This is a genomic window from Shimia sp. R9_1 (assembly GCF_017743775.1).
Taxonomy (GTDB): Bacteria; Pseudomonadota; Alphaproteobacteria; order Rhodobacterales; family Rhodobacteraceae; genus Shimia.
This window is the reverse complement of sequence record NZ_JAGHRN010000007.1, coordinates 32,927-48,690: the sequence shown is the minus strand read 5'-3', so window position 1 is coordinate 48,690 and position 15,764 is coordinate 32,927. Positions and strand designations below refer to the sequence as shown.

Below are 15,764 nucleotides of genomic sequence, written 5' to 3'. Positions count from 1 at the left end.
ATGCCTTCATTTCTGGGCAGCTATAGTGCCCTTACGAAGCCCTCTATAGCTCTGAAACCACCCACATTGCGATGTGCACAAGAGAGTGGCTAGCGTATCTCTTTCGCGCGCGGCGCTATCTTCCGGTTAGGAGGCGACAGGTCAGTCAGGGCAGCTTTGCGAGAAAAAAGTTAACCGGCTGAGGTAGAAGCTCTCACTCTAGCATTCTCATTCACTGCAAAGCTTCATTCAGCGACCAGTCATAGGCGTAGCGCCTCACACCTTTGCGCGCAGAGATTGCCGCTGCCCGTTCTGGATCTGCCACCTTTTGCAGGCGGTCCAAGACCTCTCTTTCGTTTGCGCCAAAGTCTTCCTGAAACCAGATGTAGATCTTGGAAAGCGTTAGAGCGCCGTTTGGGTCGACACGCACGCCGCGGTCGTCGTTGACATAGGCGCGCTCCGCTGCCTCCAGATCACGCTCAAGCGTGGCGGCGCGCCAGGCGCGGTTCATCAAATTCGGACATCCAACAGCAGCGCAGTTCAACGCGTAGTGGATGCGTGGTTCATCAAAGATCGGGCGGATGATGCGGTGCTCGATATCGTTGAGGGTCAGCGCCTGACCGTCCACCGTTGTGACCGGACGGTCCCATGGCCCAAAAGACAAGGCCCCGTCGGTGATGTCGCGAATGGACGTGACCGGATAATGTTGCAGGATCAACTCCACAGTTTCCGCGTTGTAGAGGTTGATCCAGAAGGCCAGCTGCTGCTCTCGCGTCAGAACCTCAACCTCGGTTTGCGCAAGTTCCGCAAGGTAACCCTGCAGTTTCTGGCGATCGGCATCGGTGACCTCGCCATAGGCCACACGATTGATGCCGTATGCATCCTGACGGACGTATATGCCCAGAAAACTATCCCATGCGGTGTGATCGACGCGCGCGCGTGTGGTGTCTTCAGCCAACGCAAAACCCGGCGACAGGAGTGTCGGCTTTGGCAAGGCCACACGCTCTATGCTGGCGCAGGCGCCCAGCAGCATAAGTAGTGGGAAAAGAAGGTAGCGCATCATGTAGAATGCTCCCGTTGACTGGCAGCTTTGGCGCGTTGCCGGCCTTTCATGTTTTTGAATTTTGGCACCTCGGGGCGTGCTTCTACCGGGGTTTCTGTGAGCTCACCGGTGGCCGCGCTCCACCAAAGCTTTTGCTTGCCCTTTTCAAGCGGTACTGGGGCAAAGAGCTGCGCATCCCTTTCGGCATTGAACACGCACATGGACACAGGCCCCTGACTTGTGGCGACCATAAACACGCAGGAGGCGCAACGCTCGGGCTCCAGCGCTTTGGCATCCATGAAAGAATGCAGTACCACACTCATCCGCGAAGGCACGCAACGGCTGGACAATAGCCCCGATCTGAGGCGCCAGAGTACTTTCAGGAGTGTTTTTCCCGCATGTAAGATCAGGCTGGGATCATGGAGCGGGGCCTTGCGCCAGTTTTTGCGTGAATTGGCCACGGCGTGTTCATCGGTGTCTGCGGCTTCCAGCGCGCGGATTGCGCGTTTGACCAGTTGCGTGTCTGAAAGGATCGAGACAGCGGTGTCACCTGCGATGGCCAGATGATCATAGCGGCTGCACCCAGAATGGCCGATCCCGATCTTTGAGGGGAAGTCCACGCCAAAGCCTTTGCCAATCTGCTTTGACAGCACATCTTGGGTCAGCCCCGTGCGACGCTTGTCCTCCGTGCCGCGCCCTGTATCCGCCTGCATCTGAAAAGACACCAACGCCAAATGCCTGGATTGCCCTTTAAAGAACGCACAAAGCGCAGGTATTTCAGCAAGATTTCCCTCATAAACCGTTGTGTTAAAGAGAATGCGCAGACCGAGCCCCTGCGCTCTTGCGATATATTTCTCCCGGATTTTGTTCAGAGCAATTTCGCTGTCATACCCCTGACGTTCCTGTGTCAGATCGACGTGAAAGGCCACATCGTTCAGTCCCGCCGCAGCCAAGCGCTTAAGACGCGGGCGGGTGGCGCGGATGCCATTTGTCATCAGGCAGGACCGCATGTTCAGGCGCTTGATCTCTTTGCAAATGGCTTCGATATCTTCGATGGCGCGCAAAGTGGGGTCGCCCCCCGTGATCTGAATATTGGTGCCTTCTCCATACTCCGCATGAACCATCGCGATGCGCTGGAAGAGGATCACAAGAGGGACATCACGGGCTTGCTCCGCATGTTCTGACAGGTAGCAAAGCGTGCAGTCCAGATTGCATTTCTGGGTGATTTCCAAGGCGACACAGGCGACCGGAAAAAAACGCCCCGCTGTTTGAAGCGCATCGTATTGACCGGCGGCCTGCAACCCCTCCCGAAGCGGTTTGCGAGCGTCTTTTGGTTTGGGTGGTGTTTGCATTCTGTCCAGAGCCCCGTGGCGTGCAATCTCCTGAAGCTTAGAGCTGCGGACTCTGCTGAGATAGCCTGTCTCACGGAGAGTTCAGGTCAGTTGTATGCGCCTATCGTTGGCTGGGAACTGTGCGAAGAATGGGAATCGAGCAGAGCAAAGCACTTGCATTTTCGCTCTGCCTAAAGGCTCCGAAGGTTTGTGATATGCAGGCGCATCTTGTTTTGCGGCCTCGCACCTAAAATGCGCCTGCTCCCTAGTCTATTTGAAGCGCCCGGCCTTCTGCAGGACTTCAATCTTGTAGCCGTCCGGATCGGTGGCGAAGAAAAACCGCGCCACCAGTTCGCCATCAGGTGCGAATTCGACGAGTTCGCCAACATCGAGCCCCTTTGCGATCATGGTTTTGTGATAGGCGGTGACATCTTCCACGACAAAAGCCAAATGCGCGTAGCCATCGCCAAGCTCATAAGGTGTGGTCCGGTCCTTGTTGAGCGTCAGCTCCAGCTCAAACCCACTTTCTTTGTTTGCGAGATACGTGAGGCGAAAGCTCTCGAAATCGAGCTGATCAACAATGTCCAGATCAAAGGCGGATTTGTACCACGCAATCGACCTGTCATCCTCCAGGACCCGGATACAGGAGTGAACCATTTTTGCCATGAAAGATGCCTTTCTCTTCAGCGACCGATGCGGTCTTTGACGTCTGCTGCGAAGTCTTCGTAACGACGCAGCGACTGAACGTCGACTTGAACGTGGTGGCCCATCTTCTGCATGATCGGCAGATCAAAAAGGATCTGATCAAGCGCATCTGGGGTATCGACATCGACAATCGCCAGCACTTTGCGCTCTCCGACCACTTTCCACAGGTCTTTCACAACGCCCGCCGATTTGGCACCAAGCGCCGCCTCAGCCTCCTCTGCCCAGACACCCAACAGACCCTGCTGCTGCAATGTGGCGTCATACTCCACCGTGAAGTCCAGTCGATACAGCATGCTTTACCTCCCACTGATGGCAGTGCCGAGCGCCGGGAAACGCACGATGCGATAGGTGCCGATCGAGGCGTCTTCGCCACCGTTGAGTACCGGTGAACGGTGCAATTCGTTGATGGTGGCATAGACATAGCCGTCGACACCCATCGAAAAGCCATCCGGCCAAGGCAAGTCTTCGTCGGATTGGAACAGCACTTCATAGGTGCCATCGGGCTTTGTGACGCCAAGAGCGTTGTCTGTCATCGCCGTGATATAGACATTCCCATCCGCATCCACGGTAGACCCATCCGAGATGACCTTGTCTCCGTATCTTTGGACGCGGGTTACGAGGTCGACATCGCTCAAGCTCGTATCAAGCAGATCGGTTGTCCGCACACGGTACATGGACGACGCGGTCATCGGCGCAAAGTACACCCAGGTGTTGGTCGGATCGATGGTGATAGGGTTGATCCCGATCTTGGCGGGGTTGCCGCCCAGCTTGATCTCGCGACCGTCGATGATCATCGGCATATCTTCCGGCACGGTGAAGGCGCTGCCTTCCAGTACGCGCCTAGCGCGCCCAGTTTGCATGTCGATCACGATCACTGCGGAGTTCGCGCCGTCACCCGTATCGGAGATGTAAATCGCCCCGTGTTCCCGGTCGATGGCCAGATCGTTGAGGAATGATGTCGGCCGCGCGGCGGGCTGCCCCACATAGTAGATCGCATGCAGCTCTTCGGTTTTGGTGTTCCAGCCAACAACACGACCGGTTTGCCCCTCGCCCTGGCCATCAAGCATCCAGAGAATGCCTTCGCGATCCGCGCGCAGTCCCAAAACGCCCCGCAAGCCATCGCCATCCTCTTCAGGAGCGCGGGCCCAGGTTTCGGTCGGGTAGGGCTTTGTGCTGCCATCCGGCATGACCTCAACAACGCGCAGCTCCGGGCCGTAAAACTCGTGCACTGACATGAACATCCGGCCGTCCGGCCCAATCGCCAGATTGCCCGGCGGCATCTCCTTGGGAAACTCCAGATAGGTTTCCAGCCCTGCCGCGGCGAGCGGGCTTGATAAAATGGCGACCACGCTGGCGGCACTCAACAGATGTTTCATTTTCTCTCCTCCATAGCTCTGACATTGGAGTAGCGCAGTCGAATAAATTAGATAAATATGCTATAATCTGAAACTAGCGTTTGAAGATTTCGAATGTATTCCATTGACGATCTCAAGACCTTTGTGGCCATCGCTGATGCAAACGGGGTCACAGCCGGTGCGCGGCGGGTTGGCATATCGCCCGCGACCGCCAGCCATCGGCTCAATAAACTTGAGGCCGCGCTTAAGCTGACGCTGTTTCACCGCAACAGCCGCATGTTAAAACTGACTGACGAAGGACAGATCTTCTTTGATCGCACGGAAGCCATTCTCGCAGATCTGGCGCAGGCGGAGCGCGATGCGGGCAGCGGATCAGCCGAACTGACCGGCCATATCCGTGTGACGATGTCGCCGTGGATACTATCCCGTTTCATTCTGCCCGCGCTGCCGGCTTTTCAACGGGAACATCCTAAGCTGACTTTTGATTTTCTCGCGGTGGATCGTTTTGTAGCGCTTTCTGCAGAGGGGCAGGACTGTGCCGTGCGGGTCGGGGATTTGTCTGATAGCTCGCTGATTGCCCGCAAGCTCAGCGACAACCATCGCATCGTTTGCGCATCACCTGAGTTTCTGGCGCAGCATGGAAAACCGCAGAGTATTGAAGCGACCGTAGATCTGCCTTGGGTCTGTCTGCCCTGGCAGACGCGGATTGCTTTCAAGGATGCAAAAGGCAAACGGAAGGATGCAACGGTGCGGTCCAGCGTGCTGGTCTCCAACTCGGACACATTAACCGAAGCTGTCTCACAAGGCCTTGGTCTTGCAATAAAATCCCGCTTGGCCGTTCAGAATGAGTTTGCGGAAGGACGTTTGGTAGAGGTCGCACCGGGCACGCTCTGGAAACCAGATGCCCCGATCTGGTTCGTCTACCCGCCCGAAGCCCGATCCGCTTCAAAAACGGATGCCTTTGGCAAATTTGTTTCGAGTTGCTTTGGGTAAAGAGCCGTATTAGGTGGTCTTGTCACGCTAACGATCATTCGTTTGACAATGACACTATCTGGACCTTCGCGACATCAATAGTTCACCGTCAATCCACCACGAACGTCATCAACTTACCCCTTCAGATCATTGCCCATGCAATGTCACTGTATATTCATTTCAATTTCAGCCTGCGTGGATTGGAAGAAATACTACTTCAGCAAAGGAAAATGTCCACGTTACAGTGCTTCCACTTCGTTGCGTTGCAAATGCAAATAGCCGCCCGAGGGCGGCTTGTGATGCAGTGCGGAGCTGGGTGACCAGTGTGGCTAAGTTTGCTGTGTGGTGTAGCACAGTTGTAGCACCGCTTGATTTAGGCGTTCGCGTTATATGAGCCTCAAACTGGCTCACATGTCTTGTTTTATTGAGGGAAAGTATTGGCTGCGGGAGCACGCAACCGCCGTTGCCGAACGACATTGTGCTGCAGAGTATAGAGGCACTTCACTGAGGCACCTGACTTTAAGCCTCGGAATCTAATTTGCGCAGACTAAGTGAGAGCTCGACTGTTACGAATTCGAATCCGTCTGACAGCGCTGAACGCGATGTTCGGCAGTTCTTACTCATTCCGCGCCCGCATTTCTTTCCAACGAAGAAACAAGTTGCCACCGAATCCTAATAGCGGGTTCGGTGGAAGCTTTTGTGCCGAAACCTCAAAGCGAAAATGATCGCTGATTTCAGATCGCGCCCCGCAAGCCAATTCCGCTGCGGTGATGCCTGTGAGTGTACCACGCGTCGCACCCAGTCCGTTTTGCACACAGCCTGAATAGACCCCTTTCTCGACTTCATGCGTGTGGGAAACACCATTTAAGCTGAGGCATAGATGCCCAGCCCAGTGATACTCCATTTGCATATCTGCAAATTGTGGATATCGCTGATCAAACTTGCGTCGCATTGCCAACGCCGAACGTTTCATGTCGGTGTCGGTGGGGCGCATCTCTGGGCGCAAAGCAGCGCTTGTTCGGGTGATAATCCGGTTGCCGCCCTGCCCTTCATCAATCCTGCGCATGGTTGTACCCATCGGATCAGACGGGGTGATACCCCATCTCGACTGCCCCCCCATGCATGCGATTTGATCAGCGTCCAGTTCAGGTGTCATCATGGCAAAAAGAAACAGGTGAAGCAGCCGGCCTTTCGCCACGCCGAAACTTTCCAGATGTCCATTCACCGTGAGGATCACAGCCCCCGTCGAAACGCTGCCCTTCAATGTCTCAACCTTCCATGACAGCCCTTCTTTGACAAAAGTTTTGACGCCAGAGTTTTCCAGAATTTGAACACCGTCCCGCTGCAATCCAGCAGCCAGTCCGCGCACATATCCTGCGGGCTGCAACATGACAGTGCCAGGCGTGTAAAGCCCGCCATTGTAATGTGCCGACCCGGTCAAGTCCTGCATTTGCTTGGCATCCAACAGGCTGAAGGGCTCGCCCATGCTCTCGAGGTGCTGCGCATAGGTCGCGTTATGGGCCAGCGCTGCATCACCTGCCGCACCATTCACTTTGCCCGCTTCGTCAAAGAAATTTGGGTCTATCCTGTAGTCCTCGACCGCCGCTTTGCCAAAAGCAATAGCTTGACGGTTCAGACGGGTCATGAGGCGATCATCACCAGAGCCGGCATAGTCTTTTGACGAAAGCTCATGCGGCAGGTCGATCATAAAACCTGAATTGCGTCCAGATGCCCCCTCGCCGATGCGCCCGGCCTCCAGCACGACGATCCGCGCATCAGGCTGCAGTTGTCGCAGGCGCCGCGCGGCGGCAAGCCCCGCAAAACCGCCGCCAATCACAGCGAAGTCAGCGGTCATATCGCTGTCCAGTTCGGCGGCTTCGCCTTGATCGCCAAGGATCGCATTCCAAGCCGCTGCCCCCCGATGAACAGGCAACGATTTGGCCGCGTAACGTGTCACTCCACGGCCTCATCCGTATCGTCGGCAAGGTCAATCCAGATTGTCTTGAGTTGCGTGTATTGATCATGGGCGTGGATCGCATTGTCGCGCCCACCAAAGCCGGATTGTTTGTAGCCGCCGAAGGGTGTGCTGATGTCACCCTCACCGAAACTGTTCACCGTCACCGTCCCAGCCTGTAGCATCCGCGCCCCGCGGATCGCGTGTTTTACATTGGCGGTGAAGATCGACGCGCAAAGCCCGTAGTCTGTGTCGTTGGCAATCGAGATCGCCTCATCAAAGCTCGAAATTTCGATCACCGACAAGACCGGTCCGAAGATCTCGTCACGGGCGAGTGTTGCGTCGTTGCTGCTCACTTCAATAACTGTGGCTTGCACAAAGCCGTCTTTGGCGGTGCCGCCGAGGATGACTTTGCCAGGTTGGTCGAGATAGGCCCTAACCTTTTTGAAATGGGCTGCACTGACCAATGCGCCGACGCGCGTTTCAGGATTGAGCGGATCTCCGACGTTCCACTCTTTGGCGTGATGGGCAATACGCGCCAGCAGGTCAACTTTGACGTCTCTATGGACAATCAAACGCGAGGTGGCAGAACAGTTTTCGCCCATGTTCCAAAACGCGCCATTGACGATATGCTGGGCGACCCGGTCCAGGTTTTCGGCGTCATCCAAGACAACGGCCGGGTTCTTACCCCCCATTTCAAGGACAATTTCTTTTGCGTTGGATTCTGCTGCGTAAGCGAGAAACCGTTTGCCTGTGGTCGTGGAGCCGGTGAAGGAAACCATATCGATACCCATATGCCGCCCGATGGGCTCGCCCACCGACGGACCATCTCCCGGAACCACATTGAGCACGCCTGCAGGCAGCCCGGCTTCCGCCGCAAGCTCTGCCACCCGCAAAGCCGTAAGGCTCGTTTCCTCAGCGGGCTTTAGAACAACCGAACACCCGGCAGCCAACGCTGGGCCGATCTTCCAAGCCAGCATAAGGAGCGGGAAGTTCCAAGGCAGCACAAGCCCCACAACACCGAAAGGTTCCCGGACCACCATGGCAATGTGGTCATCAGAGGCGGGAGAGACGGAGTCGTAGATTTTGTCAATCGCCTCCGCATGCCACTTGATGCAATTGATGGCTTCAGGAATGTCCACCGTTTCGCAATCATAAATGGTTTTACCACTGTCCAGGCTTTCCATGACGGACAGTTCACGCGCGTTTCGTGTAATCAGCTTGCACAGCCGGATCAGGACATCTTTTCGCTCTGAAGGATGCTTTCGTGACCAGCGGCCATCTTCAAAGGCCTCGCGCGCCTTCTCAACCGCAAAGTCGACATCTTCAGCACCGCAGGATGCTATATCGGCCAGCTTGTCCCCCGTCGCAGGATTCAAGGAGGAAAAAGTGTCTCCCGATATTGCTGGGCGGTAGCCCCCGTTTATGAATGCGCCTGTCGGAAAGTCCAGACTGGTCGCGATGGATTGGTATTCGTCATGAGTCAGCAGTGTCATTTTCAATCCTCCGCCACGATGTCAGCGATCTTGCGTTTGAGCACGCGCACCACTTGTTCGAGCGCGCGTTTGTCGTCTTTGTTGAGAGATTTTAACGGCGGTCTGACGGGACCTGCTGCAAGGCCGTTCATGGTAACCCCATGTTTGATGGTCTGGATGAATTTGCCGCCCTGCTCGAGCGCATTCATCAGTGGCAACATAGCCGACATGATGCGCCGACCTTTGTTGAAGTCGCCCTGCAAAACGCAAGCATTGTAGAGCGCGACATGCTCAACTGGTAGGAAGTTGGACCCGCCGCAGACCCAGAAAGGCGCACCCCAAGCGAAGAATTCAAGCGCCTGATCGTCCATCCCGCATCCGAGTTGGATATGCGGATAGTCGCGGGCGAGTAGATGGACACGGTTGATATCGCCCGAACTTTCTTTGATGCCGCAGAAATTGCGGGAGCGGCCGACCCGGTCCAGAAATTCCGCGCCCATCATTGTGCCCGTGCGATGCGGGTAGTTATAAAGCATGATCGGCAGATCGGCGGCTTTGTCGATAGCGAGCGCATTGAGCGCATTTTCACGATCTGTGGGAATCGCATAAGGAGGGCTGGCCAAAAGGATGGCCTCCGCCCCTAACGCCCGCGCGCCGCTGGCCAGAGCCACAGAGTCCGGCGTGAGCATGGCACCGGTGCCAACAACCAGTGGTAAGCGACCGCTAAGTTGTTTGTGTGTGAAGTGTGCGAGCTCGAGCCGCTCTTCCACGGTCTGGGCGTAGTTCTCCCCTGTAGAGCCGCCGGAGATCAGCCCGTGCACGCCACCCTCGACCAGAAACTCAATCACCTGCGCAAGCGCATCCCAATTTACGCTGCCATCATCATGGTAGGGCGTCACCACGGGGGTATAGATGCCTTCGAATTTAAAAATAGGGGCCATATCGTTCTCATGCTGATGTTTTGCGCGCCGCCCCGCCAAGCGGCATGTCGAGGCTGCGAGGGGTGACGAATCTTTCAATCTGCTCGCGAGACAAGTTCCAATGATCCACCGCAAGCCGTTCAGCTGCGTCCTCATCGCGCGCTGCGATGGCCTCAATGATGGTGTCGTGCTGCGCGCTGGCTTCGGACAGTTTATCGGCCATCTCACGGTCTTGTGGACGGTAGAACGTCATGCCGATACGTGCGTGGTCGATGAGGAGACGACGGAAGGACGGCAGCAGATATATATTGTCCGCCATATCGCCAGTGACCTCGTGGAACCGGTTGTTGGCGAGCGCACGGTCTTCTGGCGCCCCTTTGCGCAACGCCGCCTTGAAGCGGTCTTGCGTCTCTTGCAGTTCTTCGATTTGCGCAGACTTAGCGTTGCGCGCCGCGAGTTTGAGGATCGCCCCATAGACCATCGGAGCCGCAAGGAAGAAGTCTCGCAAGGTGGTATGGGTCATCGCCGAAACCCAAGCACCCCGGTTTTTGCGAAGCTCAATAAAGCCCTCTCCAGCGAGCTGCGCAAAAACTTCGCGCAAGGGAGTCCGCGACAGCCCAAAGGCGTCAGACAGCGCTGCCTCATCCAAGTCCTGCCCCGGCTCCAGCTGAAGCGTTAGGACAGCACCCTTTAGGTGCTGGATCAATTTGGCCTTCTTGTGAGTAGTGGCGTCTTTCATGTGGTTTGTCCGTTGCCCGATTGAGTGAAAGCTAACAAAAATACATTTTGTATACAAACCGTATTTTTCGTAAGACAAAGAGAAGATGCCAAGGTGAGGAGGAAAACCCATGACATCCCGTTCCCGATCTGGCGGTCGCAGCGCGCGTCGCGCGCTACGCTCTACTCTGGATGTCACCATGCAGCCCGCACTCCGCCGAAACATCCCGTTGTGCGAAGTTATGGACGGTGCGCAGGTGGAAACGATTGATGCGGCGTCTATGGATATTTTGGAAAACGTCGGCGTGCATTTCCGCGATCCAATAGCGATTGAGGATTGGAAGAGCGTCGGCGCCAAGGTGGTGGACGAGACCGTTTATCTTGACCGGGGCATGGTGAGAGAGCTGATCGCGTCGATCCCGACCGAGTTTACTTACCACGCCCGCAACCCGGCCAATAACCTGCCGTTTGGCAAGGACCACTCGATTTTTGTGCCAATGACCGGGGCGCCCTATTTACGCGACCTCGATGACGTGCGCCGCAATCCGACCCTTGATGATCTCGCCATGTTTCACAAGCTGGCGCATATGTCTCCTGCGCTGCATTCTTCCGCGCATCACATTGTCGAGCCCTATGATCATCCGATCAGCCATCGGCATCTGCGGATCACCTATTCGTCCATGAAATACTCCGACAAGACATTTATGGGCATGACCACATCGCCAAAAAACGCGGAAGACGTCATGGACATGTGCGCGATTCTCTTTGGCGAGTCCTTCATGGAAAGCCACGCTGTAACCACGGGCAACTGCAATGGGAACTCGCCACTTGTCTGGGATGAAACGATGCTGGGAGCGATGCGCGCGTTTTGTAGGCGCAATCAACCTGTTTTATGTTCGCCCTTCGTTTTGGGGGGCGCCAATACGCCGGCATCCGTGCCCGCGACTGTGGCGCAGCTCAATGCCGAAGCGCTTAGCGCGCTGGCCTACACTCAGATCATACGCCGAGGCTGCCCGGCTATCTACGGGCACTACCTTTCGACCGTGAGCATGAAGTCTGGCGCACCAATGGCGGGGACGCCCGAGATCAGCCTCATGAATTTCATGATTGGCCAGATGGCGCGCTACTATGATGTGCCCTGGCGTACATCCAACACACTCGGCGGCGCGAAAACTTTTGATGCACAAGCAGGTTATGAGAGCGCATCGACACTTTCCGCGGTGCTTCATGCGGGGGCAAACTACATCTGGCACAGCGCGGGCTGGAACGAAGCGGGTATGCATTGCTCAGTGGCCAAATTCATTGTGGACGCCGAGCAATGCGCGATGGGATACCGGATGGCAGAAGGCCCAAAATGGGGGGATTTTGACACCGCGGTTGCCGCGGTGCCAGATATCGGCCCCGGCGGGCACTATCTCGGGCACCCGCACACTCAAGAAAACTTCCAGTCGGCTTTCTTCATGCCCGAGTTGTTTGACAACAACTCGATTGAGCAATGGGCAGCGGAGGGCTCTGTCGAGATCACCGAGCGCGCACTGCAACGCGCAAGGTTGTTGCTTGGCGAATATCAGGAACCCAAACTGGATGAGGCCAAAGACGAAGAACTGCTGGCATATATCGCGCGACGTGAAAGAGAAATTCCGGCACGGGATGAGCTGAACCAGTCTTACTAGCAAGGCGTTGACCTACTGCACTTACGCGCAAACCTTCTCTGGCGCGAGGCCACCAGCTGCTACTGACATCAATACCGAGATGCGAACAGACTCCTCACGGAATAAACGAAGCCTCGCACACCGAATCTGGCAAACCGATGTCTTGTCGCCTTTAGAGAAAACGCTCATCCAGAGGATAGGTTGAGATCGTCTCGAATCCACTGTTCGTTACAACACCCTGATCTTCCAGCTTAATCATGTGGTCGCCGCCAACCTCACCCACCAGCGCCTCGACACAGAGCGTTAAGCCCGGCTCAAGAACAGCGTCGAAAGCGCCCTCGACCAACCGATCTGGGTAAGCAATCATAGGCCATTCATCACACATACCGACCCCGTGCATCGGTGAGGAGTATTTCAGCGCCTGATACTTATCCTGAAGCACGTGCAGAGACCGTGTCAGGTCTGTCATATGTAGCCCGGGCCGCAAGAGTGCCGTGTTGTAACGGATATGTTCGACGGCTTCCGCGTAACTCTCCCGCATATGGGCTGGAGCCAGGTCATCACCAATCCACCACGTGCGACTGAGATCAGCGCAGATGCCATATGGCCCGATCAAATCCGTATCAAAAGCGAGGATTTCGTTCTCGGAGATAACACGTGGCCCACATTCCTGAAACCAGGGATTCGTGCGCGGCCCCGAGGTGAGCAACCTTGTCTCGATCCATTCGCCGCCACGCTTGATGTTCTCGGCGTGGAGCACGGCCCAAACATCATCCTCGGTTACTCCGCCTTTCGGAATTTCACTGCGCGCAAAGTCTTCCATTACGGCCATTGCCCGCTCGCAGGAATGGACAGCGCAGCGCATGGCGCGCAATTCATGTTCGGTCTTGATACCCCGCGTGCGCTCTGTAACCTCCTCACCATCGCGATACTCCAACCCAGCTCGGCGGACCGCGTCCAGCCCGGCAGGTTGGATTTTGTCGATACCGACCCTGGCATACCCGGGGGCATGGGCAGCCAGCAAATCAGCCACCTCAGCGGCAAAGGCGTCAGCTGCTGGACCGATCCGGTCGCCGCGCGCAAAATAGAACATATCCGCGCCGGAACGACTTTCACGCACAAGCGGATTATACTCAGCCAGAAAGGGGGCGTTCTTGTAATCCCAGAGAACCATATAGCCGTCGGCACAGAGTAGACAGGCCCGAAACGGGTTGTGGGTGTTCCACAACTGCATGTTGGTCGTGTCGGTTGCGTAGCGGATATTCAGGGGATCAAACATCAGAAGCCCCCCATAGCCTCGGGCTACAATCGCCGCGGTCAGGCGTTGATGCCGGGCTCGGCGCATCTCGGCAAGGTCAGGCAGCTCCAGCCCCGCTTCGCGCCACTCCGAGAAAGCAAGTGCGGTTGGCCCGATCTCAACCCGATCCCCCGTGTTTGCCGTTCCATCGCCCAGTCGCTTGCCTTGAGTGGGGTCGATCTTACGGTTCATGCTATAGTGCCTGTTCATGTGCCCCCGCCGCCGAGCGAAACATCAATACAGAGGGGCCGACCCTCGACCCCATGAAGCAAACCTACTGAACGATAGAAAAGAAACGCTTGCTTCAGAGCGACATGCCTGGTCGCATTTCGGTCCGCTGCCTTGGACCAACCCGCACGCGCCAACATCAAGCGCATCGCTGACACAGCTTCCCTTGACTGCCGCCATGTCCAGATGTCGCAAAAACGCCTCTCGGAAATCAGCCCCTCATACGACTGTAGCTCATCGAGATGTGGGCCCGCTGGATAAGTGCAGCAGCCTGAAGATCACCCAATTCGATCGCTGCGATGACTTCATCAACCTCACGTGCAAAAACGCGGATTTCTTCATTGAGGTCGATAATGGAAGCAAAAAAGGATTTCAGCCAGATCCGAGCCGTCTTTACATAAAGACGCTCAGACATCTCACGCAGTGGCGCATTGTCGGTGAGCGCAAGCCGCGCGAGAAAAAACGCCATATTGAGCTGCGCAAAGGCGCGCGGCTCTGGCGTTTGGACCAAAGCCTTGGCCTGGCGCGACAAATCGGCGAGCTGCGCAGACAAAGCAGCGTCCGGCTGTTTCGGAGACAACTTGCCCACCAATTCCGCCAACTCCATACGCATTTGATAGGTCTGCGCCAACTCTTCGATGTTCACGTCAGTCACAAAAGTTCCAACGCCTTGAACCGAGCGCACCAGCCCTTCGCCTTCCAGTCGTGCCAAAACGCGCCTGAGCGGAGTGCGCGAAACGCCAAATTCCTCGGCCAATTCTGTTTCCGAGAGCTTGATGCCTGGGGCGTAGTCCAGCAAGCAGATGCGATTGCGAAGCTCTTGGTGCAGAATTTCAAAGCGGTCGCGCGCCTTGAAATCACTATTTTCAAACATGGTTGCGGTCACGGACTTAATCCTTGGTAGGCTCGACACTCTAGAGCTGGTAGACCCTGAGTTACAGCCCTGATAAACGGCGAGTACATCTCTTACCAGAACAGGTCAGACCAGCTTAGACGCGAGGCGTTCGAGCATGCCCAGGCACTGCTTCACCTGATCAACAGACACATACTCATCCGGCTTGTGCGCCTGATCGATCGATCCGGGGCCACAGACCACAACGGACATACCAAGCCCCTGAAAAATGCCAGCCTCGGTCCCAAAAGGCATGACATCAGCGCCATTTGCACCCGTCAACTCCATCACCAGATCGCGGGCTTCGCTCTCCTCCATAGGGGTCAGCCCATCAACTTCGCCAATAACCTCGGTCTTGATCTCGGCATCTGGATGCACGAGCTGCATCGCGGGGATGAGCATATGAGCGCAGAATTGGTGTAGCGCCCCCTTCACATAGTCAGCATCGGATTTTTGTACCGGCCGCATCTCCCACTCCACCCGAGCTTTGCCGGGGATCACATTGTGCGCCACGCCGCCCACCAAGGCACCAGTGTTGATGGTCGTCCACGGCGGCTCAAACCGGCTACCCTCGGGGGCACGGCTCTGCAAATCTTCTTTTAGCTCAAGCAATTTCGAAACATACCGCACAGCATATTCCACCGCGTTCACACCTCGGTCGGGACCAGAGCCATGCCCCTCAAGGCCGGTGAAATGCGTGGTGTATTCATAGCACCCCTTGTGACCTTCAATGATCCGCATTGAGGTTGGCTCTCCGATGATCGCCACCGCCGGTTTGAGGCCCTTTTCGCGCAGGGTTTCGGCCAATGCGCGGGCACCAAAACAGCCGATTTCCTCGTCATAGGTAAAGGCGAAATGCACCGGGCGCTGTAGGTCTAGCGCCGCATAATGCGACGCCATGGCGACTGCCGCAGCAATGAACCCTTTCATGTCGCAAGCTCCGCGTCCAAACCATTTGCCGTCGCGTTCTTCCATCCTGAAGGGGTCAGATGTCCAGTCCTGATCGGCCACCGGCACCACGTCGCAGTGCCCTGACAACACGATGCCGCCATCAAGTTTGGGACCTAGCGTGGCAAACAGATTGGCCTTGGTCCCGGTCTCGTCATGCCAGACTTCAATCTCCGCCCCACAATGAGACAACCGCTCAGCCAAATGCCGGATCATGTGCAGATTGCTGTCTGACGACACAGTGGGGAAACCAATCAGCTCCGCAAGCAGGGTCTTTGTGTCTGCAAGTGTGCTCAT

At 56.2% G+C, this 15,764-nt stretch carries 14 protein-coding genes; 2 read left to right on the top strand and 12 right to left on the bottom strand.

All coding sequences use genetic code 11. The features are described 5' to 3' along the window. Nucleotides 1-211: 211 nt before the first annotated feature. The 5 genes from J7399_RS18535 to J7399_RS18515 all read right to left on the bottom strand — a co-directional run bounded on the left by J7399_RS18535 (nucleotide 212) and on the right by J7399_RS18515 (nucleotide 4,433). The gene (locus J7399_RS18535) at nucleotides 212-1,042 is read right to left on the bottom strand and encodes a DUF547 domain-containing protein (protein WP_209088697.1); all 831 of its coding nucleotides are present in this window, start codon (nucleotides 1,040-1,042) and stop codon (nucleotides 212-214) included. After that, nucleotides 1,039-2,373 carry a radical SAM protein gene (locus J7399_RS18530; protein WP_209088694.1) on the bottom strand — a complete coding sequence of 445 codons (1,335 nt, stop codon included), beginning with the start codon at nucleotides 2,371-2,373 and terminating at the stop codon, nucleotides 1,039-1,041. The genes J7399_RS18535 and J7399_RS18530 overlap by 4 nt, the downstream gene beginning before the upstream one ends. A 249-nt stretch (nucleotides 2,374-2,622) precedes the next feature. Next, nucleotides 2,623-3,018 (bottom strand): VOC family protein, encoded by a 396-nt coding sequence (locus J7399_RS18525; RefSeq protein ID WP_209065407.1) that lies wholly within the window; start codon nucleotides 3,016-3,018, stop codon nucleotides 2,623-2,625. A gap of 17 nt (nucleotides 3,019-3,035) precedes the next feature. After that, nucleotides 3,036-3,350, bottom strand: a complete 315-nt coding sequence (locus tag J7399_RS18520; protein WP_209065408.1) for a muconolactone Delta-isomerase family protein — start codon at nucleotides 3,348-3,350, stop codon at nucleotides 3,036-3,038. 3 nt (nucleotides 3,351-3,353) lie between these two features. Continuing rightward, entirely contained in the window at nucleotides 3,354-4,433 is a 1,080-nt protein-coding gene (locus tag J7399_RS18515; protein WP_209088691.1) for an L-dopachrome tautomerase-related protein, read from the bottom strand. 93 nt (nucleotides 4,434-4,526) lie between these two features. Here J7399_RS18515 and J7399_RS18510 point away from each other — a divergent pair, with 93 nt between their 5' ends. Next, nucleotides 4,527-5,405 carry a LysR family transcriptional regulator gene (locus tag J7399_RS18510; protein WP_209088688.1) on the top strand — a complete coding sequence of 293 codons (879 nt, stop codon included), beginning with the start codon at nucleotides 4,527-4,529 and terminating at the stop codon, nucleotides 5,403-5,405. Nucleotides 5,406-6,000: 595 nt separating this feature from the next. Here the strand turns inward: J7399_RS18510 and J7399_RS18505 are convergent. The 4 genes from J7399_RS18505 to J7399_RS18490 are packed head-to-tail and all read right to left on the bottom strand — an operon-like array spanning nucleotide 6,001 to nucleotide 10,472. Beyond that, nucleotides 6,001-7,341, bottom strand: coding sequence for an FAD-binding oxidoreductase (locus J7399_RS18505; protein ID WP_209088685.1), 1,341 nt, complete (start codon nucleotides 7,339-7,341; stop codon nucleotides 6,001-6,003). After that, a complete protein-coding gene (locus tag J7399_RS18500) occupies nucleotides 7,338-8,834 on the bottom strand; it encodes an aldehyde dehydrogenase (RefSeq protein ID WP_209088682.1) in 1,497 nt (498 codons plus the stop codon). Before J7399_RS18500 ends, J7399_RS18505 begins: the two co-directional genes overlap by 4 nt. Nucleotides 8,835-8,836: 2 nt before the next feature. Next, nucleotides 8,837-9,754, bottom strand: a complete 918-nt coding sequence (locus J7399_RS18495; RefSeq protein ID WP_209088679.1) for a dihydrodipicolinate synthase family protein — start codon at nucleotides 9,752-9,754, stop codon at nucleotides 8,837-8,839. Between the two features lie 7 nt (nucleotides 9,755-9,761). Next, complete coding sequence (locus J7399_RS18490) at nucleotides 9,762-10,472, bottom strand: GntR family transcriptional regulator (RefSeq protein WP_209088676.1); 711 nt, start codon at nucleotides 10,470-10,472, stop codon at nucleotides 9,762-9,764. Nucleotides 10,473-10,581: 109 nt separating this feature from the next. Between J7399_RS18490 and J7399_RS18485 the strand changes: the two genes are divergently transcribed. Continuing rightward, on the top strand, nucleotides 10,582-12,123 hold the full coding sequence (locus J7399_RS18485) for a trimethylamine methyltransferase family protein (protein WP_209088673.1): 1,542 nt from the start codon (nucleotides 10,582-10,584) through the stop codon (nucleotides 12,121-12,123). A 151-nt stretch (nucleotides 12,124-12,274) separates the two neighbouring features. Here J7399_RS18485 and dddP read toward each other — a convergent pair whose 3' ends face one another. From dddP to argE, 3 genes are all read right to left on the bottom strand, one after another. Then, nucleotides 12,275-13,609 (bottom strand): dimethylsulfonioproprionate lyase DddP, encoded by a 1,335-nt coding sequence (dddP, locus tag J7399_RS18480; protein WP_209088670.1) that lies wholly within the window; start codon nucleotides 13,607-13,609, stop codon nucleotides 12,275-12,277. A gap of 229 nt (nucleotides 13,610-13,838) precedes the next feature. Further along, nucleotides 13,839-14,513 (bottom strand): GntR family transcriptional regulator, encoded by a 675-nt coding sequence (locus J7399_RS18475; RefSeq protein WP_348539482.1) that lies wholly within the window; start codon nucleotides 14,511-14,513, stop codon nucleotides 13,839-13,841. 93 nt (nucleotides 14,514-14,606) lie between these two features. Then, nucleotides 14,607-15,764, bottom strand: coding sequence for an acetylornithine deacetylase (gene argE, locus J7399_RS18470; RefSeq protein WP_209088667.1), 1,158 nt, complete (start codon nucleotides 15,762-15,764; stop codon nucleotides 14,607-14,609).

What these genes read in the sequence shown, in the direction of transcription:
- J7399_RS18510 (WP_209088688.1), top strand. Translation starts at nt 4,527, where the DNA reads ATGTATTCCATTGACGATCTCAAGACCTTTGTGGCCATCGCTGATGCA.
- dddP (WP_209088670.1), bottom strand. Translation starts at nt 13,609, where the DNA reads ATGAACAGGCACTATAGCATGAACCGTAAGATCGACCCCACTCAAGGC.
- J7399_RS18485 (WP_209088673.1), top strand. Translation starts at nt 10,582, where the DNA reads ATGACATCCCGTTCCCGATCTGGCGGTCGCAGCGCGCGTCGCGCGCTA.
- J7399_RS18500 (WP_209088682.1), bottom strand. Translation starts at nt 8,834, where the DNA reads ATGACACTGCTGACTCATGACGAATACCAATCCATCGCGACCAGTCTG.
- J7399_RS18525 (WP_209065407.1), bottom strand. Translation starts at nt 3,018, where the DNA reads ATGGCAAAAATGGTTCACTCCTGTATCCGGGTCCTGGAGGATGACAGG.
- J7399_RS18520 (WP_209065408.1), bottom strand. Translation starts at nt 3,350, where the DNA reads ATGCTGTATCGACTGGACTTCACGGTGGAGTATGACGCCACATTGCAG.
- J7399_RS18490 (WP_209088676.1), bottom strand. Translation starts at nt 10,472, where the DNA reads ATGAAAGACGCCACTACTCACAAGAAGGCCAAATTGATCCAGCACCTA.
- J7399_RS18515 (WP_209088691.1), bottom strand. Translation starts at nt 4,433, where the DNA reads ATGAAACATCTGTTGAGTGCCGCCAGCGTGGTCGCCATTTTATCAAGC.
- J7399_RS18495 (WP_209088679.1), bottom strand. Translation starts at nt 9,754, where the DNA reads ATGGCCCCTATTTTTAAATTCGAAGGCATCTATACCCCCGTGGTGACG.
- argE (WP_209088667.1), bottom strand. Translation starts at nt 15,764, where the DNA reads ATGAGCACACTTGCAGACACAAAGACCCTGCTTGCGGAGCTGATTGGT.
- J7399_RS18535 (WP_209088697.1), bottom strand. Translation starts at nt 1,042, where the DNA reads ATGATGCGCTACCTTCTTTTCCCACTACTTATGCTGCTGGGCGCCTGC.
- J7399_RS18530 (WP_209088694.1), bottom strand. Translation starts at nt 2,373, where the DNA reads ATGCAAACACCACCCAAACCAAAAGACGCTCGCAAACCGCTTCGGGAG.